The sequence below is a fragment of the Actinacidiphila acididurans genome, from assembly GCF_016918855.1.
Classification (GTDB): domain Bacteria; phylum Actinomycetota; class Actinomycetes; order Streptomycetales; family Streptomycetaceae; genus Actinacidiphila; species Actinacidiphila acididurans.
The window spans coordinates 1-17,723 of the sequence record NZ_JADKYB010000016.1; the positions used below are offsets into that span (position 1 = coordinate 1).

Sequence of the window (17,723 nt, forward strand, 5' to 3'; positions counted from 1 at the left end):
ACACCACCACCACATTCGTGGCCGTCGCCACCCCGAAGTGAACCGACGTCGCACCCGTGAAACCACTGCCCGTCAACGTCACCGACGTACCACCCGACGGCGGCCCCGACGACGGACTCACACTGGTCAGCACCGGAACCGAGACGTACGTGTAGGACACCGCGTTGCTGGTGCCGCCGGGGGTGGTCACGGTGACCGACACCGTACCCGTACCCGCCGGAGCCGTCGCCGTGATCACCGAATCCGACACCACCACCACATTCGTGGCCGTCGCCACCCCGAAGTGAACCGACGTCGCACCCGTGAAACCACTGCCCGTCAACGTCACCGACGTACCACCCGACGGCGGCCCCGACGACGGACTCACACTGGTGAGCACCGGAACGGAGAGGTACGTGTACGGCACGCCGTTGCTCGTACCGGCGGGCGTGGTCACGGTGACCTGCACCGTGCCCGAACCGGCCGGAGCCGTCGCCGTGATCACCGAATCCGACACCACCACCACATTCGAGGCGGCCACCCCACCGAAACGCACCGCCGTCGCGCCGGTGAAGCCGCTGCCGGTCAACGTCACCGAGGTGCCGCCGGAGGACGGCCCGGAGGAGGGGTTGACGGCGCTGAGGACGGGGGCCGGGGAGGCTGTGTAGGAGAAGACCACGAATTGTGAACTGGTTCCGCCGGGCGAGGTCACGGTGACCTGGACGGAGCCGGTGCCGGGCGGAGCCACCGCGGTGATCTGGGTGTTGGAGAGCACGGTGAAGGACGTCGCCTGGGCGGAGCCGAAGCGGACGGCGGTCGCGCCCGTGAAACCGGAGCCGTTGATGGTGACTTGGGTGCCGGTCGGGCCGGTGACCGGGGACACCGACTGGACGGCGGGGACGGCGAGGACGGCGGGTCCGGGCCACGACTGGCCCTCGGACGCGGGTGAGAACGGAGCGGAAGCGTTCATGTCCACCTTGATTCGACGGGGGGACCCCGGTCCACCGCGCGTCGCGGTGGACCGAGGTCCCGAGGAGGTTGAGAGTCGGTTCCGGGCCAGGGGGACATCCGGGCCCGGAACCGGGCCGTGAGGGTGCGAAAGCACACCCGTGGCGTGCCTACTGGCGGCCGATCAGATGCCGGGGCCCGCCGCGTAGGTGAAGCCGCCGACGGCCGTGGCGCTGCCACCCGTGGTGGTGACCACCACGTCCACCGCGCCCGCGGCTCCGGGCGGGGTGGTGGCGGTGATGGTCGTGTCGCTGATGACGGAGAACGGCGCGGCCACGCCGCCGAAGGTCACCGACTGAGCGGTGGTGAAGCCGGTGCCGGTGATGGTCACCGCGGTGCCGCCGGAGGTCGGGCCGGAGGTCGGGCTGACCGTGGCGATGGTGGGTGCGTCCACATAGGTGTAGGTCAGGCCGTTGTTGGTGCCGCCGGCGGTGGTGACGGACACGCCCACCGGTCCGGCCGCCGCGCCCGCGGGGACGGTGACGGTGATCGTGCCGTCGTTGACGACGGTCGGCGTGGCCGAGTTGGCACCGAAGGCCACGGAGGTGGCCGTGGACAGGCCGGTACCGGTGATGGTCACCGTGTCACCGCCGGCGGTGACCCCGGTGGCCGGGCTCAGAGTGGACTTGAACGGAGCGCCCACGTAGTAGAACGACAGCGGATTGCTGGTGCCGCCGGGGGTGGTCACGGTCACCCCGACCACGCCGGCGCCGGACGGGGAGGTCACGGTGACGGACGTGGCGGTGTTGGCCGTGATGGTGGCCAGTTTCGTACCGAAGTGCACGGCGGTGGCGCCGCCGAGGTTGGTGCCGGTGATGGTGACGGTCTGGCCGCCGCCGGTGGATCCCTGGTTCGGGGAAATGGGCATGACTGCTCCTTCGGTGAAAAGGTGGTGATGGTGCGAGTAGTGGCGTGTGCAGTGGTCTGCGCGGCCGTGCCGAGGGGCACGGGCCCGCGGGAAATCCGGGCGGCCCGTCGATCCGCCCGCGGCGCGCAGGCCGGTCGGGCGGTGCGGCCGGTGCCGGTGCCACGGGTCAGCCGGTGCAGCCCTGGACCGACCCGGCGGGGGCGCAATTGTCGGGGGTGTTGCCGCTGACGACACTGGTCAGCACATTCACCGGCCCGGAGTTGTTGTAGATTCCGCCGCCGGAAACGCTGGCGGAGTTCGCGGTGACACTGCTGGCGATCAATTGCACGCCGCCGTTGTCGTTGTAGATTCCGCCGCCGGCGACAGCGGTGTTCCCGGTGACCGTGGAAGAGGTGAGGAACACTCCCCCACCGCGATTGGCGATCCCGCCCCCGGGATAGGGCGACATGGCTTTTCCGCCGCGGAAGGTGATGGAGGTGGCGGTGAGCTGGCCGTCGGTGGCCGGCACATCGGCCGGGCCGTCGACCTCCACCAGCCGGAAGGCCGGGGCCGAGGGGCTTCGCTCGATGGTGACCCCCATCCCCAGCAGGGTGATCGGGGTGGTGACGGGCGGCAGACCGACCGGCCCGTCGGACGCGCTGCCATGGGCGCTGGTCAGCGTGTAGGTGCAGAACGGAGCCAGGGCCAGGGTGTCGCCACCGACGGCGTTCGCCGCGGTGACCGCCTTGACCAGGGCGTCCTCACTGCATGCCACGGGAATCTGGCCGTGTGCCTGAGCCGGCACGGCGACAAGCCCGGCGAAAGCGGCACTTGCCACGAGAACCGAGCGGATGATGCGGACAGCGGACATTGACGCTCCCCCTGCAATCGAGGGCCCGCCGTGCGGCTCCCGTGTCAGCGGCCGCGGACACGGAAACGATCGGCTGCTCACTCCCCCCGGAAAAGCGTGGACACAGAGCACCGCCGTATCACGACCGGTGAAATCCCGCTCCCCCCGGAGAGGATGGGCGGGCCCACCGGATCGGACGACTTCAGTAACCCATCGAGCCCAATGACGGTGCAATACCCTCGTCCGGGCATCACCCGATCGGCGGAGCGCTCCCGAAATCCGTCACCAATCATGACAACCCGGTCCGGGCGGAATTCACGGACCTGCGGGAATCGATCAATTACCGTGCATTCCACGGGTGTTGAACGGAAAACCGGACCCGCGGTCTTTCCCGGGGCGGCCGCTGCGGGCAGCCTTGCGGGTACGCCGACCGGCCGGGCGGCGGATGCACCGCCCGGCCGGTCGCGGGGCCCTCACGGGCCGGGTCGGGAGGCCGGCCGGCGGGCCGGGTCACCGGGTCTGATCGTAGGAGTCCTCCTCGTCCCATCCTGCGTCGCGCTCGTCGTCACTACGGGCCTGGTCGGCATCCGCGCCGGTGTCCTCGTACGGGTCGGTCATGCCGACCATGATGCCCAGTCGGCCCGCCCGGGATCGGTAGGTGCCCGGTGAACACGCTCTGAATCCGCGAGCTTTCACCGGGCCGGAAGGGGGTGGATTTCGGCCACCGTCTTCTCAGCAGCAACAGCAGTCGGACATGTCGGCCGCGGTCACCGTCGGTTGCGCGCCCGGGGTGGTGGTTTCCTCGAGGGCGATGCTGCGGCCGGTGAATGAGGAGAAGGCCAGCACTTGGGGGGCGTTGCCGGCTGAGTCGGTGGTGAAGGTGACGACCGGGGTCCGGGCACCGTCGGGAGCGACGCTCAGCGCCCGGTAGGTGGTGGTGGGCTTCAGGTTCCGCGCCTGGAGGTCGATCATGTCGAGCCCCACGACGGGCCGGATCGTGGCCTCCAGGTGCTTGCCGAGGACCGGGTCCGTGATGTCGCCCGGGGTGCCGTCGGGGAGTGTCGTGGGCACGTTGTGGCCCTGCTGGTGCAGCCCCTGGGTGCCCAGGCCCGGGGTCGTGGCGTCCGTGGTGCCTGCGGGCACGGCGTCGGGGACGTAGACCAGAGCCTGCGGCTCCTGGCCGACGGCAAGGGTGTCGACGACCTCGTTGGTGGCGGTGTCGATCACGTCCACGCTGTCGGACTTCTCCATGCCGACGTACATGCGGCTCCAGTCGCCGCTGGGCCACAGGCCGTGCGGGGCGTTGCCGGTGTCGTGGACCGTGGCCGTCAGCTGCGGAGTACCGGTACCGGTGAGGCGGTACACCTTGGTCTCGTTCAGCCCGCCGACCGTGATGTACGCGTACGAACCGGTGGGCAGCACCGCGAAGTTGGGGTGGTTGGTGTCCGGGCCGGTGTCGAGCACGGCCTGCACCCTGTCGTGCGCCAGGTCCACCACGGTGACCTTGCCGACGTGCTTGTGGGGCACCCACAGCTGCCTGCCGTCGGGCGAGATGGCCAGGTCCGAGGCGAAGGAGTCGGCGAGGCCGGTGATGTGACCGACGACCTTGCGGGTGGCCACGTTCACCACGGTGATCTCCGGCAGGCTGGTGTGGTTGATGTACGCCCACTTGCCGTCCGGGCTCATGACGACCTTGGACGGGCCCGCCCCGACGTGCAGGTTCGTGATCACGCCGCCGTGCACCGCGTCCACGACGGTCACGGTGTCGCGTCCCCGGTCGGCGACCCAGAACTGGCGGCCGTCCTTCGTGAACCAGCCCTCGTGCGCGGAGCGGCCGACGTCGGTGTGGCTCAGCACCTGGTCGGTGGCCGTGTCGATGATGTCGACGGTGTTGCTGGCGATGCTGACCACCGCCAGGCGCCGGCGGCCGGGCGCGTAGGCCAGGCCGTGCACGTCGATGTCGCCCACGTACTGCGGGTTGAGCTCGTTGGACAGCCGCTGCGTGCCCAGGGCGATGGTGCCCAGCACTTTGTCGGTGGCCGGGTCGATCACGCTGACCGTGTTCGACGTCTGGTCCGCCGTGTACACCCGGTCGCGCCCGGACAGAGGCACCTTCGCCGTCGAGGGCGGCGGGCCGGCCGCGACGCCGGGCGCCGCATCGGCTTCCTGTCCGGCCTGCGCGGCCTGCGTGCTCGGGGCGGTCGAGGCGGTCCCGGCGGTCCGGGCAGCGGGCGCGGCGGACGCCGTCTGAAGGGTCAGGGCGACCCCGAGGGCGGCGGCGCCCAGCGATGCCACGAGGGCACCGCCGACGCGCCGGCCGGGGCGACGGCGGTGTGCGGGTGTGTCGGTCATCCGATTCCTCTGATCCATGGCTCCTTGTCCCGAATTCCTTTTTCTCCCCGCGCATTTCGCGGGTCCGCGGCCTCAAAGGGGCCGGAGAAGGGCGTGGGGTGCCGCGGCGCTGGCCTGTGGGGCGGGCGCCGTTCCGGTCTGCCGTCCGAGGCGCTGATTCGCAGAGGCATACGTCCGTGCCGCGTCGAGTGTTGATACGCGGCGCGGAAAAAGAACGCGGTCCCGTCGCGGCCCGGCCGGCGTCGCGCGCCCGGCCGACCCGTACCGTCGTCGGCCGGCGCACGGCCCGGAGTGCGTGGTGACGGCGGCCTTTCGCCGGGTGCCTTCAACACCGACGCGATCTCGGCCGTATACCCCTGCGAAAGCCCGCAGGGGATGGCCGGAGGCCGAGGAGCGACATGGCGCAGTGGTGCGAGCGGTCGGCGCGCGGGAGGCGCCGTGGCTAGTTCACCGTGGCGGGTGCGCCGGCGGCCGGCGCCGTCCGGGCAGCGGGAGCCGTGGTCCCTGCGGGACGAGGACGACGTCCAGGACGCCTGGGACCGGTACGGCGGGGAGCTGTTCGGCTTCGTCCTCAAGGCGCTGGGCGACCGTCAGCTCGCCGAGGACGTGGTGCAGGAGGTCTTCGTCCGGGCCTGGCAGTCCTTCGACCCGGCCAGGGCGAGCCTGCGCACCTGGCTGTTCGCCATCGCGCGCAATGCCGTGGCCGACGCCCTGCGGCAGCGCGCGGCCCGCCGCACGGTGCACCGGGACGGCCCGGACGGCGAGGACCCGGCCGACGGCGAGCCGGAGCCGGACCCCATGGACCGGCTGCTGGAGCGCATCCAACTGGAGGCGGCGCTGGAGCGGTTGAGTCCGGAGCACCGCCAGGCCGTGACAGGCGTCCACTTCGGCGGCCGGACCTGCGCCGAGCTGGGCCGGGAACTGGGCATCCCGGCCTCGACCATGCGCAGCCGGCTCTACTACGGGATGCGCACCCTGAGACTGGTCCTGGAGGAGAACGGATGGCTGGCCCCGTGAACAGCCCCTGCCGCGACGTCCGGCCGGTGCTGGCCGAATGCCTGCTGCTGGGCACCCCGTTGCCGTCGGCCGCCTCCCGGCACCTTGCCGACTGCGCCGACTGCGCCCGTGAGGCCGCGGAGCTCACCGATGTCGTACGGACCCTGCGCCGCGCCGTGCCGGTGCCCCCGGCCGCCGGGTTCACGCCCTCCGAGCCGGTGCCGGTCGCTCCCCCGCCCGGACTCGCGCACCAAGTGCGTACCGGTGTCGCCCGAGCCCGGCGGGCCCGCACCCGGCGCCGGCGCGTCACCGTGGGAGCCGCGGTGGCGCTGGCCGCCGCGGCGGCGGTCCTCGTCCCCGTGACCACCGGCGCCCGGCCGGCACCGGCTCCCGCCGCGGTCGCCGTCACCCGGGAGGGACGCATGGTGCCGCACACCTGGGGCACGGAGGTGCCCGTGCTGCTCACCGGGCTGCACCCGGGCCGTACCTACCGCCTGATGACCGCCGACGCCTCCGGCCACCGTCTCCCCGGCGGCAGCGTCCAGGCACCCCCCGACCGGGCGGTCCGCGCCCGGATCGTCACCGCGATGCCGCGACGGGCGATCACCGCGCTCCTCGTCGAGGACGAGACCGGGCACGTCGTCGCCCGCGTCCCGGTCACCCCACCGCCGGCCTCGGAGCCCGCCTGAACCGTACGAGTCGTCCGCGGAGGACGAGCATCCGTACGGGGCAGGCGTCGATCAGCCGCTCGTACGCGGTGCCTTCCGGGATGTGGACGAGGACGACGTCCCGGCCCGGGCCGGTGGCCACCTCGTGCAGGCGGGCGAGGGCCGCCGCCTCGGAGGGAAGGTCCAGGCCCAGTGCGGCCGCCGCGCGGTCCCGGCGAGCCGTCAGGTCGGGCAGGTCCGCGCGGTATTCGGCGCCGGCTTCCGCACTCTCCCGCGCGGTGAAGCCGGGGCAGTCCCGCCACCAGGGCGCGACCAGCAGCAGTCGCAGCAGTTCCGGCAGGCCGAGGGCCACCAGCGCCGCGCCGCCCTCGGAGTCCGCGTACAGCACCGGCCGTTCCTCGCCGCCGTCCCCGCGGAAGAAGTACGTGCCTGCGGCCCCGTCACCCGCGAACGGCTCCAGCGCGTCGCCCGACGCCAGGTGGACCTCCTCGCCGTGCTCGTCCCGGTCGAGGTCGAAGTCCCCCGGTCAGGCGAGGAACCGGGCGGCCTCGTCGTGCGCGCGTATGGCGGCGATCAGCGAATCCATGGCCGGCACCCTGGCCGTGGGGACCGACAATCCGGGGTCCGTACGAGGCGCCGTACGCGGGCCCGCTTCAGTTCGCCGGGGCCGGGCCGATCACCAGCGGGGTCGGCGGGGTGTGCGGAAGCCGGTCGAGTTCGGCGCTGAGGAAGCTGCGGCCGGCGAACCGGAGGTCCGGGTGGCCGGAGTGGTGGCCCTTGCCCGCGGCGGCGCGCAGCAGGGTGCCGTGGCCCTGGGTGTCGGAGAGCGCGAACACGTACTCCGTGTTCTGCCGGTCGGCCGGGAGCAGGGTCAGCGTCTCGGGGCGGTCCAGGTCGACGACGGGGTCGGCCCGCATGGCGCGGATCAGCTCCGGGATGCCGCCCCGGTGCACCAGGTCGATGGTGACCTTGCCGCCGGAGACGTCCACCGTGTCGGTCCCCCCGGCCGGGAGCTTACGGGCGATGTCCGCGCGCAGCCGGGTTGCGTCCGTACCGGATCCGCTCTTTCCGCCACCCCCGGTCAGGGCCACCGCCCCGGCCACCGCGCCCGCCACGGCCACGATTCCCGCGGCCACCAGGACGCCCCTCGCTCTCCCCATGGCGCGGCAGCGTACCGTGATCTTCGCCGAAGCCGCTCACCCCGGCGAATTGTCCGGCCAGGCGCCGCGTTCGGCCAGGTGGAGAACGAGGGCGGCGATGTTCCAGGCGTCGTCCTCGCCGCGGTGGTGGCGTCCTTCGAGCGGAAGGCCGACCGTACGCAGGGCCTGCGCCATCCCCGGGCGCTTGGGCAGCGCGTAGGAGTCGGTGAAGACCGCCTTGGCGTTGGTGTGGTCCCGGCCGAAGGGGTACGGCGTCCCGCTCGCCGAACACTGCCGGGTGAACTGGTGGCGGTCGTAGTCGCCCCAGCTCGCCCACGGCCGGGCGCCGGCCCGGTGCTCGGCGGCAAGGAGCCGGCACGCCTCGGCGAAGGTGACGCCGCGGTCGACCTCGGCCCGGGTCAGGCCGGTGAGTTCCGTGCAGAAGGCGCTGACGGTGGAGCGGACGGGCCGGACCAGGACGCGGCGCCGGGCCAGGCGCCGCCGCGCGGCGAGGTCCACCACGGTCAGCCCGATCTCGATGATCTCGCTGACGGCGCCGGCCGGCGGGGAGCCGGGCCGGCAGGTCGCCTCCACGTCCACGACATTGAGCAGATGTCCGGCCCCCGTACGGTCCATGGCGGGAGCGTACGGAGCGGGCCCGGGCCGGGGCACCTCGTTTTCGCCGGGCGTCAGGCGGCGGCGTCCGCGCGGTAGTGGTGCCGGCGGACCCGGTGCAGCCACGCCTCGACAGGAGCCTCGTCCGGGTGGTCGGGCAGGGGGCTGCGGGCGGTGGCGAAGGCGGCAGTGAAGTGGTCGAGCAGCGGGCGGGCCGCGGCGGGGTCGGCGGCGACCTCCTCGCCGAAGGCGTGGTAGGCGTCGGGGTCCTCGACGCGGACGCGCAACGTGCCGGTGGTGTAGAGGCCGTAGCCCTGGTGGCACAGCCGCATCAGGTGGCGGGCGTGCTTGGCGACGCGCCGGTGGACGTCGTCGGACGTGGCCGGCCCGTCACCGCGGCCGGCCAGGCGGGTGAACTGCTGGACGGCGTACCCGAGATAGGCGGCGCGGACCCGGGTCGCCGAGGCGAACGCGCCGCGCAGATCGATGAGTTCGTCGCCGAGCGGGGTGCGGGTCTCGTACAGCTCGTCGGGCAGCCAGACCAGTTCCATGACCGTGGGGTTGCCGGCCAGCGCCAGCCGGCACCACTTCGCGGCCTCGTGCAGGGTGCTGTCGGGCTGGTGGGTGACGTGGGATTCCTTCGGGGCGTGCAGGCCGTGCAACTGCTCGGTGGGCGCGGCGAACAGGCCGAGGCGGTCCACGTCCGACCCTTCTCGGGCCAGCCCGTACGCAGTGGAGCCGACGATGCCGGACAGCAGGATGTGACGCGGGGCCATGACACCTCCGTTCGTATGACGAACGTCAGGATGGCCGACGGCCGCGGCCCGCGGCGACCGGGTTACGGGCCACCGCGGGTGTCCTGCGGTCCCTGCGTACGTTCCGTCGTACCGCGGTCAGCCGCGCAGCCGCTCCCACAGCCGGACGAGGGCCGCGGCCGCGACCATGGCGGCGGCGAAGGCCATCACGCCCGACCAGCCGTAGGCGGCGGAGACCGCGCCGGTGACCGCCGACGAGACCGCGCCGCCGAGGAAGACGCTGGTCATGTAGAGCGAGTTGACCCGGGCCCGGGCGTCAGGGCGCAGGCCGTAGATGTCGCGCAGGCTCAGCACCTGGTGGCCCTGGACGGCGAAGTCGAGCAGGATGCCGCTCAGCGCGAGCAGCACCACGTGGGCGGAGCCGAAGCCGGCCAGCGCGGCGGAGGCGAGGCCGAGGCCGAGCGCGACGGCCCGCAGCGCCGGGCCGTGACCGCGGTCGCCGAGCCGGCCTGCGACCGGGGCCGCGGCGGCGCCGGCCGCTCCGACCAGCGCGAAGACGGCGATGCCGGTCTGCCCGAAGTGGTGCCGCCCGGTCAGCTGGTAGGCAATGGCCGTCCAATAGGCGGTGAAGGCGCCGAACATCAGGGCCTGGGACAGCGCGCGGCGGCGCAGCACCGGTTCGGCGCGGCCGATCCGCCACACCGACGCGAGCAGTGAGCCGTAGCGGGCCGAGTGGCCGGGCACGTGCCGGGGCAGCAGCATGCGCAGGACGGCGGCGACCAGCAGCATGACCAGCGCGGAGACGGCGTAGATGGCGCGCCAGCCCCAGGCGGCGGCGACGAAGCCGGCCACCGAACGGGCCAGCATGATGCCCAGCAGCAAACCGCTGGTGACCTGGCCGACCATCCTGCCGCGTGCCTCGGGCGCGGCCAGATGCGCGGCCAGCGGAACGAGAATTTGGGCGACCACCGAGGTGATGCCGATGAGCGCGCTCGCCGCCAGGAAGACCCCGAAGTCGGGCGCCAGGGCGGCCAGCGCGAGCGTCGCCGCGGTGACCAGCAGCGTACGGGTGACCAGCCGCCGGTTCTCCAGCAGGTCGCCGAGCGGCGTGAGGAAGGCCAGCCCGAGCGCGTACCCGATCTGGGTCAGCGTGACGACGAGGGTGCCGCTGCCCGGTCCGACGCCGAAGGCACGGCCGATCGGCCCGAGCAGCGGCTGCGCGTAGTACAGGTTGGCCACGCTCGCCCCGCACGCGAAGGCGAGCACGGGGACGGTCCAGCGCGAGGTCCGCGGGGCGGGGCGGGCGTCCGGCGGGGGCGGGGCGGAGGCGCGGGTGCCGTTGCGGTCGTCCGGTACGGACGGGGCGGCGGCACGGGTGCCGGTCCGGCTGTCCCGCGCGGACGGAGCGGAGGCGCCGGTGCCGGGCCGGGTGTTCCGTCCGGAGGAGGCTGAGGCACCGGTGTCGGTCCTGCCGTCCGATACGGACGGAGCGGGGGCGTGGGTGCGGGTCCGGCCGTCCCGCGCGGACGTAACGGAGGCGCCGGTGCCCGCTCGGGCGTCCCGTACGGAGGGGGCAGAGGCGCCGGGCCGGGCGTCCCGTACGGACGGAGCCGAAGCGCCGGTGCCGGGCCGGGTGTTCCGTCCGGAGGAGGCTGAGGCACCGGTGTCGGTCCTGCCGTCCGATACGGACGGAGCGGGGCCGTGGGTGCGGGTCCGGTCGTCCCGCGAGGACGGAGCCGAAGCGCCGATGCCGGCTCGGGCGTCCCGTACGGAGGGGGCAGAGGCGCCGGGCCGGGCGTCCCGTACGGACGGAGCCGAAGCGCCGATGCCGGGCCGGGCGTCCCGTACGGAGGAGGCTGAGGCACCGGTGTCGGTCCTGTCGTCCGAGGTGGACGGAGCGGGGGCGTCGGTGCCGGGCCGGTCGGGTGTGCGGTCCGGTGTCCGCCCGGGGGTCCCGGTCGGCGGGAGTGCCCCGGCTTCACGTGTGGCGGGTTCTCCCGCACCGGGCTGTCCCGCCGCGGGCCGCGCCGCCGCGGGTTCGCCGGGTATCCGCTCGTGCGGCTCCTCGCGCACGCAGGCTCCGTCTGCCGTCACTGGTGATGCCTCTTTCCAAAAACTGAACGGTGCGTTCTGGATGATGGGATGGGTGGACGGTCAGGCGGGCGGCGCGGCGCCGGCCAGCACCTGGTCGACCATGCGCTCGGCGAAGTCCTCGGTCAGCTCCGCGTGCCCGTAGAGCAGGCGGTAGTAGACGGGCGCGAAGATCAGGTCGAGGGTGATCTCGACATCGAGGTCGGCGCGCAGTTCGCCGCGGCTCATGCCCTGCCGGATCAGCTCCGCGGCCACCGCCCGCCGGGGGCCGAGCCACTGCTCGCGCAGCGCCCGGCTCAGTTCCGGCTGGGACTGCGCGTCGGCGGTCAGGGCCCGCATGAGCTGGCCGGACGGCGACCGCGTGAACAGCCGTACGGCCGCGACGGCCAGGATCCGCAGCGCCTCGGGGGCCGAGGTGTGCTCGGGGAGCGACCAGGAATCGGCGGCCCGCACCATGAAGCCCTCCAGGGCCACCGCGCCCCGCGACGGCCACCACTTGTAGACGGTGGCCTTGCCCACTCCGGCCCGCGCCGCGATCGCCTCGACCGTGGCCGCCTTCAGCCCGCCTTCGAGCATCAGGTCGCCGGCCGCCTCGAGGATCGCCGCCCGCCGCGCCTCGCTGCGCGGCCGCCCCCGCCGCGGCCCTTCCTCTTCGCCGCCCGCCGCGTCCCCGTTCGTCACCCGGACCCTCCCGTACGCATGCCAATAACTGAACGATGCGTTCAGGATACCTCGCGCTCCGGTGGACGACCACACCGGGCCGCCGACCCCGTAGAAGCAGCGGCCCAGGCCCTGGCGGGAGCACCGCACCGGCCCCCAACGAGGCCGCCCCACCGATGCGTTACCGTTCGCGCGGGGGATCGTGCGGGACACATCCAGGGGGACTTTCGTGAAGCTCAAGCGCCTGAGACTGGCCGCCGCCGTGGCCGTCGTGACGGGGCTGACCGTGGCCGGCACGGCCGGTGCCGCGCCGGCCGCCGGCTCCCTTCCGAGCACCCCCTACGTCTATCCGGCGGGCCCGATCCCCTTGCCGCTCGCCCACTTCTCGCACCTGGTGGTGGACGGCCACGGGCACGTGTTCGTCAGCGGCGGCGCCGGCGACCCGCTCGTCGTCACCGGGCTCGACGGGCAGGGTGCCACGGCCGTCGACGGTGTGACGGGCGCGACCGGTCTCGCGCTGTCCGCGGACGGCACCACGCTGTACGCGGCGCTGCCGGACCAGGACGCGATCGCCGCGATCAGCACGGCGACCCTGACGCAGACGGCCCGTTACGCGACCGGCGCGGGCACCCGCCCGGACTCCCTCGCGATCGCCGGCGGTTCGCTCTGGTTCGGATACGGCACGACCGGAGCGGGCGGCCTCGGCTCGGTGGACGCGGCCGGGACCGTGACGCTCGGTCTGGACGGCGGCACCTGGGCCGGCCCGCCGGTCCTGACCACGACACCGACGTCCTCGGACGCACTCGCCGCGGCCGTGCAGGACGGGCCGTCCGCGGACGTGGTGACGTACCGGATCACCGGCGGGACACCGCAGCGGCTCGGCGCCGGGACACTGCCCGTGCCGGACCTGACCGACATCGCCCTGACCGCGGACGGGCAGGACCTGCTGGTGACCTCGTGGAGCCACCCGTACGCGTTCGGGCTGCGCCTCACCGATCTGACGACGGACCAGTACATCGGCTCGGGGCTGGGCGGCCCGGCGCTCGCGGTCGCCCCGGACGGCAGCCTGGCCGGCTGTTCCTGCCGCGACAGCGAGATCGATACCTTCCCGATGGGCCGGGAAGGCTTCTACACCGAGCACGAACTGCCCTACATCCCGATGCCCGGCACCCTGCGAGTGGCCCCGCACGGCCTGGCCTGGGCGCCGGACAACAGCCGCGTCTACGGCGCGGTCACCGACGCGTCCGGCGGCTCCCCGGCACTGATGGTGGTGTCCGACCCGGAGACCGCCTACGTGTCCGCCGGCGCCTCGTGGTCCGGGCCCGCCCCGGGCGAGCCCTACACCTTCACCGTCGCCCTCGACGCCACGCTGGACCCCGACCCCTTCGGCAGCCCGCTGCCCGGCGACGTGCGGTTCGTCCGCTACGACGACGCCGATCCGGACGGAGTGCCGGTCACCGACGCGGTGGCGGTGCGGCCCGACTTCGGCAACGACTACGGCAGCTTCCGCATCACCGGTACGGCCCCGCCGACCGGCGGGGTGAGTTTCCGCGTGATCTACTCCGGCTCCGGGCACTTGGCGCCGCTGGACCGTACCTTCGACGAACATGTGGGCCGGTACGCGCCGCGCATGACGCTGTCCGCACCGGCGACGGCGGGCCGTGCCGTGCCGCTCACCGTGAAGGGCACCCTGACCTGGCCGCATGCGCACGTGCCCACCGGCCGGGTCACCGTGGTGCGGACCGACCCGGCGCACCCGTCCGGCTCGAGCATCGGCAGTCTGCCCGTCGCCGCGGACGGGGGATTCGCCTTCCAGGACAGCCCGCCGGTCGGCGGCACCAACACCTACCGCTTCACCTATGACGGCGGCTCGGCGTACCTGCCGGTCTCCGCGTCGTCGACCGTGCAGGTCTCCCGGGCGGTCCCGGCGCTGAGCGTGACCACGGACGCGGGCTCGTACCACTACGGCGGGACGGTCAAGGTCACCGCGCACCTGGGGACCACCTACAACTCCCGTACGGTGACGCTGTACGCGCAGCCCGCCGGGGGCCACCGGACGGTGCTGCGCAGCGCCGGCACCGACGCCCACGGCAACCTCGTGGCTTACACCAAGGCCGCGGCCGACACGACCTTCTCCGCGTCCTTCGGCGGCGACTACCGCTACGCCCCGCGTACGGTCTCCCGCACGGTCGGCGTGGTGCCGACGGTACAGACCAGGCTGGACCACCCGGTGGGGACCACCCGGATCGGGTCGACCACGTATCAGGTCTTCTTCACCCATGAGGTCGACATGGGCGTCAACCTGAAGATCCCCGGTGGCCAGTCCACCGGGTGCTCCACGCTGTACATCGAGCACTGGTACGGCGGCGCGTGGCACCGCGACGCGCAGTCGCGATGCCTGCCCGTGTACGGGGACGGCCAGTTCTCCTGGCTCGTGCCACTGAAGCACTTCGCGCCCGACGGCCGCTACCGCGTGGTGGGCCACTACGCGCCGCCCGCGCAGGGCGCCCGTACCACCGGCGCGTGGGGGACGTGGACGTACCTGACGGTGCGTCGGGGCTGACGAATTCCCCCGGCCGGGCGCCGTACGGGCTCAGTCGCCGCTCGGGTCGAGGTGTTCGGCGAGGTGGAAGAGCGCGGGGAGCGCGGCCCGGACGGCGGCGCGGTCGGCCGGGCTGAGCGAGGACAGGGCGGCGTCCATCCGCCGCTCGTGGGCCCGGGTCCAGGCGGTCAGCTGTTCGTGGCCGGCGTCGGTGAGGGTGACGACGGAGGCGCGGCGGTCGGCGGGGTCGATTTCGCGGGCCACCAGGCCCGAGGCGATCATCTGCCCGATCAGGCCGCTGACGGTGCTGGCGGCCAGGCGCTGGCGGGCGGCCAGGTCGCCGATCCGGGCCGGGGAGTGCTCGCCGAGCACCTGGAGCAGTTCCACCTGCGCCATCGGGAGTTGTTCCCAGGGGTATTCGCTGCGGATGGAGGCGCGCAGGGCTCGGCGCAGCCGCGTCACGGCGTCGGTGAGGGCGCGGGCGTCCGGTGCGTCCTGCCCGCTCGCGGGCGCGGCGGTCTCGGAGTGCGGCTGCATGCGACGAGGGTAACGGCCCCGGCGCCCCCGTCCCGCCCTTCCGGGCCGGCCTGACCGGCCCCGCCTGACCGGCCTCTTTCCGATGCCGCCCGGGCGGCGATCAGCCGTCGGCGATCCCCCGGAGACCCCGCCCGCGGAAAGCTTCGGTGTCCGATGTAATCTCGTGCGCACGCTCCGGGCCGCCGGCCGGGAGCAACCCGACACGAGAGCCGACGGGAGGCCGGGATGAGGTCCGCGGTCACCGATGCCGCCCTGCCCCTCGCGCCCCCGCCCGGGCCCCGGAGGCGTGCCCTGCTGCCGGCCCGGCTGCGGCCGACCGGCCGGCCGCGCCTGTGGGTGGAGCTGGCCTTCTCGGCGGCGCTGTACTTCGCCTACAGCCGGACCAGGAATCTGGTGCCCGAGCACCGGACGGCCGCCCTGCACCGGGCGGCGGACATCTGGCGGGCCGAGCGGTGGCTGCATCTGGACCCGGAACTGGCCGTCAACCACGCGGCGAACAAGGTCACCTGGCTGATCGTCGGAATGAACTACTACTACGCGACCTTGCACTTCGTGGTGACCCTGGGCGTCCTGGTGTGGCTGTACGTGCGCCGCCCCGAGCACTACCGGGCCGCGCGGACCGCCCTGTACGCCGCGACCGTGCTGGCCCTGGCCGGCTTCACCTTCTTCGCGCTCGCGCCGCCGCGGTTCCTGGCCGGCCAGGGCTTCGTGGACACGGTGGTGGCCCACCACACCTGGGGCTCGTGGGACTCCGGCCAGGTCGCGTCGGTGTCCAACCAGTACGCGGCGATGCCGTCGGTGCACATCGTGTGGTCCGCGTGGAGCGGGCTGACCCTGGCGGCCCTTGCCCGCCGCACCTGGGTGCGGGTGCTGGGGATCTGCTACCCGGTGGTGACCTTCACGGTCATCCTGGCCACGGCCAACCACTTCGTCGCCGACGCCGTGGCCGGCGCGCTCACCCTGGCGGTGGGTTTCCTGCTGCAACGACTGCTGACCGGCCGGCCCGCGTACGGCCCGTAGGCACGCCGCGGGCCGCCCCTTGCCGTCAGCGGCGGCCCAGGACGCAGTCGCCGCACAGGGCGGCGGGGTTCACCGGTCCGGGGGCCGCGCGGTAGATGAGGCAGCAGCTGCGGCGGCGGAAGTCCCGTCCATACGCGCCGGGTTCGTGGCTGCCGCGCAGGGCGGGCAGGTCCAGCAGGGCGGAGACGGTCGCGGCGATCCGGTCGCGCTGCCCGGGCAGCGCCGCGCCGAGGGCGACGCCCGCTCCGTTGACGGCGGAGGCGACGTTCCCCCACAGGGTGCGGCGGGACACCGACAGCTCCGCGACCCGCGCCACCCATGGGGCGGCCAGCCGGTCGACGATCAGGGCCGCGGTAACGGTCGGGGACGCGCCGGTGGGCGTGAAAGCCGCGGCGGGCAGTGACAGCGGAAAGGCGCCGCCCGGCCGCGGCTGCCACCGCATCTCCCCCAACGACGGTACATACGGCGCCGGATGGAGGGCGGCCAGCGCGATCAGCGGGGAGATCGTCCGGGCGACCAGCCCCAGGTGGGCGACCGAGGCGGCGGCGCGTACGTCGACCTCGCCGGGCGGGCGTCCGGCCGCCGCGGCGAGGTGGCCGCGTACGTCCGCGACCCGCGCCGGCAGCGCGTGCGGGTCGCGGATCAGCTCGTCCAGCGGCCGCCAGTCCCCGTCACCGGGGTGCGGCCGGGCTTGCGTTTCGTGCGCCTCGCAGGTGAAGTACGGGCCGCCCGCCGCGAGTGTGCGCAGGGCCACGGCCCGCACGTCCGCCGCCGTCACGGGCGTACGGGCGCCGGGGCGGGGACGGGCGCTGCCGCCGGACCGGCCCGGCCGGCCAGCAGGCGTTCGGCCAGCGGCCCGAAGAGCAGGCCGATGGCGCCCCAGAGCAGCGCCTGCGCGGCCACGGAGGCCAGGCGGAAGGAGAACAGCACGTCCGCCGGGAAGCCCGGGTAGACGATCCTGCCGTGCGGGTCGGTCAGCGGCAGTGGCGTCTCGGACGGGTGGTGCCCGTAACTCTGGACGTTGACGGCCAGGTCGCCCAGCGACGGCAGCAGCGCCATCACCACGCCGATCGCGACGACGTAGGACGCGGCGGCCAGCAAGGTGGCGTTCCAGTTGCCGAACCGCCCGGCCAGCCGCCGGCCCAGCCACACGCTGAGCACCAGCAGCACCACGGAGGCGACCACCATCAGCAGATAGAGGTTGCCGCGGGTGCGGATGGTCTCGGCGTGGCCGATCGCCGGCGGGTTGGCCGGGTACTTCAGGAACGGCACGAAGAAGACGCCGAGGAAGCCGCCGAGGGCGACGAGCACGGCCAGGGTGCGGGGCCGCAGCCGGCCCACCCGGCCCAGGCACACGGCGTAGACGACGGCGAACACCGCCCCCATGGCCGCGCCGAAGGCGATCAGGCCGACACCCATCCCGACATCGGCCTGGACGGTACGGCTGAACAGGTCGGGGTCGGCCGCCTCGGCGGGCAGGCCGGCCGCCTTGTCGAGTACCGCCTGCGCGGCGTCACGGCCGTTCTCGTAGGCGATGGCCTTGTCGATCTGGGGCTCGGCGAAGATCCGTGCGAAGAGGAACGCGAGCAGGCCCGCGACGGCGCCGGCCAGCACGCCGCGCAGGATGATGCGCTTTTCCATGTCGGTTGTCCGCTCTCCGGTGC

At 73.7% G+C, this 17,723-nt stretch carries 17 protein-coding genes; 4 read left to right on the plus strand and 13 right to left on the minus strand.

What is annotated here, in order from left to right; all coding sequences use genetic code 11:
- From ITX44_RS26760 to ITX44_RS26775, 4 genes are all read right to left on the minus strand, one after another.
- Positions 1 to 949: IPT/TIG domain-containing protein (locus tag ITX44_RS26760; protein WP_205359969.1), on the minus strand; the 949-nt coding region annotated here is incomplete at its 3' end.
- A gap of 162 nt (positions 950 to 1,111) precedes the next feature.
- A complete protein-coding gene (locus ITX44_RS26765) occupies positions 1,112 to 1,855 on the minus strand; it encodes an IPT/TIG domain-containing protein (RefSeq protein ID WP_205359970.1) in 744 nt (247 codons plus the stop codon).
- A 166-nt stretch (positions 1,856 to 2,021) separates the two neighbouring features.
- On the minus strand, positions 2,022 to 2,705 hold the full coding sequence (locus ITX44_RS26770) for a hypothetical protein (RefSeq protein WP_236061738.1): 684 nt from the start codon (positions 2,703 to 2,705) through the stop codon (positions 2,022 to 2,024).
- A 711-nt stretch (positions 2,706 to 3,416) separates the two neighbouring features.
- The gene (locus ITX44_RS26775; RefSeq protein WP_205359971.1) at positions 3,417 to 5,036 is read right to left on the minus strand and encodes a YncE family protein; all 1,620 of its coding nucleotides are present in this window, start codon (positions 5,034 to 5,036) and stop codon (positions 3,417 to 3,419) included.
- Between the two features lie 438 nt (positions 5,037 to 5,474).
- Here ITX44_RS26775 and ITX44_RS26780 point away from each other — a divergent pair, with 438 nt between their 5' ends.
- Both ITX44_RS26780 and ITX44_RS26785 read left to right on the plus strand, forming a co-directional pair.
- Positions 5,475 to 6,053, plus strand: coding sequence for a sigma-70 family RNA polymerase sigma factor (locus ITX44_RS26780; RefSeq protein WP_307795502.1), 579 nt, complete (start codon positions 5,475 to 5,477; stop codon positions 6,051 to 6,053).
- A complete protein-coding gene (locus ITX44_RS26785; protein ID WP_205359972.1) occupies positions 6,038 to 6,721 on the plus strand; it encodes a hypothetical protein in 684 nt (227 codons plus the stop codon). The genes ITX44_RS26780 and ITX44_RS26785 overlap by 16 nt, the downstream gene beginning before the upstream one ends.
- On the opposite strand, the gene ITX44_RS41515 is transcribed toward ITX44_RS26785, so the two are convergent.
- The 6 genes from ITX44_RS41515 to ITX44_RS42315 all read right to left on the minus strand — a co-directional run bounded on the left by ITX44_RS41515 (position 6,690) and on the right by ITX44_RS42315 (position 11,981).
- On the minus strand, positions 6,690 to 7,088 hold the full coding sequence (locus ITX44_RS41515; RefSeq protein WP_236061740.1) for a hypothetical protein: 399 nt from the start codon (positions 7,086 to 7,088) through the stop codon (positions 6,690 to 6,692). The genes ITX44_RS26785 and ITX44_RS41515 overlap by 32 nt on opposite strands.
- A gap of 265 nt (positions 7,089 to 7,353) precedes the next feature.
- A complete protein-coding gene (locus tag ITX44_RS26795; protein WP_205359973.1) occupies positions 7,354 to 7,860 on the minus strand; it encodes a hypothetical protein in 507 nt (168 codons plus the stop codon).
- Between the two features lie 36 nt (positions 7,861 to 7,896).
- Positions 7,897 to 8,475: a 3'-5' exonuclease gene (locus ITX44_RS26800; protein WP_205359974.1), complete on the minus strand. Its 579-nt coding sequence runs from the start codon at positions 8,473 to 8,475 to the stop codon at positions 7,897 to 7,899.
- Between the two features lie 53 nt (positions 8,476 to 8,528).
- Complete coding sequence (locus ITX44_RS26805; RefSeq protein WP_205359975.1) at positions 8,529 to 9,230, minus strand: nucleotidyltransferase domain-containing protein; 702 nt, start codon at positions 9,228 to 9,230, stop codon at positions 8,529 to 8,531.
- 117 nt (positions 9,231 to 9,347) lie between these two features.
- Positions 9,348 to 11,303: an MFS transporter gene (locus tag ITX44_RS42780; RefSeq protein WP_205359976.1), complete on the minus strand. Its 1,956-nt coding sequence runs from the start codon at positions 11,301 to 11,303 to the stop codon at positions 9,348 to 9,350.
- A gap of 60 nt (positions 11,304 to 11,363) precedes the next feature.
- Positions 11,364 to 11,981 carry a TetR/AcrR family transcriptional regulator gene (locus tag ITX44_RS42315; protein ID WP_205359977.1) on the minus strand — a complete coding sequence of 206 codons (618 nt, stop codon included), beginning with the start codon at positions 11,979 to 11,981 and terminating at the stop codon, positions 11,364 to 11,366.
- A gap of 208 nt (positions 11,982 to 12,189) precedes the next feature.
- Between ITX44_RS42315 and ITX44_RS26820 the strand changes: the two genes are divergently transcribed.
- On the plus strand, positions 12,190 to 14,523 hold the full coding sequence (locus ITX44_RS26820; RefSeq protein ID WP_205359978.1) for a hypothetical protein: 2,334 nt from the start codon (positions 12,190 to 12,192) through the stop codon (positions 14,521 to 14,523).
- A 30-nt stretch (positions 14,524 to 14,553) separates the two neighbouring features.
- Here ITX44_RS26820 and ITX44_RS26825 read toward each other — a convergent pair whose 3' ends face one another.
- Complete coding sequence (locus ITX44_RS26825; protein ID WP_205359979.1) at positions 14,554 to 15,039, minus strand: MarR family winged helix-turn-helix transcriptional regulator; 486 nt, start codon at positions 15,037 to 15,039, stop codon at positions 14,554 to 14,556.
- A gap of 225 nt (positions 15,040 to 15,264) precedes the next feature.
- Here ITX44_RS26825 and ITX44_RS26830 point away from each other — a divergent pair, with 225 nt between their 5' ends.
- A complete protein-coding gene (locus ITX44_RS26830; protein ID WP_205359980.1) occupies positions 15,265 to 16,059 on the plus strand; it encodes a phosphatase PAP2 family protein in 795 nt (264 codons plus the stop codon).
- Between the two features lie 25 nt (positions 16,060 to 16,084).
- Here ITX44_RS26830 and ITX44_RS26835 read toward each other — a convergent pair whose 3' ends face one another.
- Positions 16,085 to 16,837 carry a (2Fe-2S)-binding protein gene (locus tag ITX44_RS26835; protein ID WP_307795503.1) on the minus strand — a complete coding sequence of 251 codons (753 nt, stop codon included), beginning with the start codon at positions 16,835 to 16,837 and terminating at the stop codon, positions 16,085 to 16,087.
- Positions 16,834 to 17,700 (minus strand): CbtA family protein, encoded by an 867-nt coding sequence (locus ITX44_RS26840; protein WP_205359981.1) that lies wholly within the window; start codon positions 17,698 to 17,700, stop codon positions 16,834 to 16,836. Before ITX44_RS26840 ends, ITX44_RS26835 begins: the two co-directional genes overlap by 4 nt.
- Positions 17,701 to 17,723 lie beyond the last annotated feature (23 nt).

Coding starts and splice junctions, on each gene's coding strand:
- ITX44_RS26830 (WP_205359980.1), top strand. CDS start 15,265: ATGAGGTCCGCGGTCACCGATGCCGCCCTGCCCCTCGCGCCCCCGCCC.
- ITX44_RS26805 (WP_205359975.1), bottom strand. CDS start 9,230: ATGGCCCCGCGTCACATCCTGCTGTCCGGCATCGTCGGCTCCACTGCG.
- ITX44_RS26775 (WP_205359971.1), bottom strand. CDS start 5,036: ATGACCGACACACCCGCACACCGCCGTCGCCCCGGCCGGCGCGTCGGC.
- ITX44_RS26785 (WP_205359972.1), top strand. CDS start 6,038: ATGGCTGGCCCCGTGAACAGCCCCTGCCGCGACGTCCGGCCGGTGCTG.
- ITX44_RS26770 (WP_236061738.1), bottom strand. CDS start 2,705: ATGTCCGCTGTCCGCATCATCCGCTCGGTTCTCGTGGCAAGTGCCGCT.
- ITX44_RS26800 (WP_205359974.1), bottom strand. CDS start 8,475: ATGGACCGTACGGGGGCCGGACATCTGCTCAATGTCGTGGACGTGGAG.
- ITX44_RS26840 (WP_205359981.1), bottom strand. CDS start 17,700: ATGGAAAAGCGCATCATCCTGCGCGGCGTGCTGGCCGGCGCCGTCGCG.
- ITX44_RS26795 (WP_205359973.1), bottom strand. CDS start 7,860: ATGGGGAGAGCGAGGGGCGTCCTGGTGGCCGCGGGAATCGTGGCCGTG.
- ITX44_RS26765 (WP_205359970.1), bottom strand. CDS start 1,855: ATGCCCATTTCCCCGAACCAGGGATCCACCGGCGGCGGCCAGACCGTC.
- ITX44_RS26825 (WP_205359979.1), bottom strand. CDS start 15,039: ATGCAGCCGCACTCCGAGACCGCCGCGCCCGCGAGCGGGCAGGACGCA.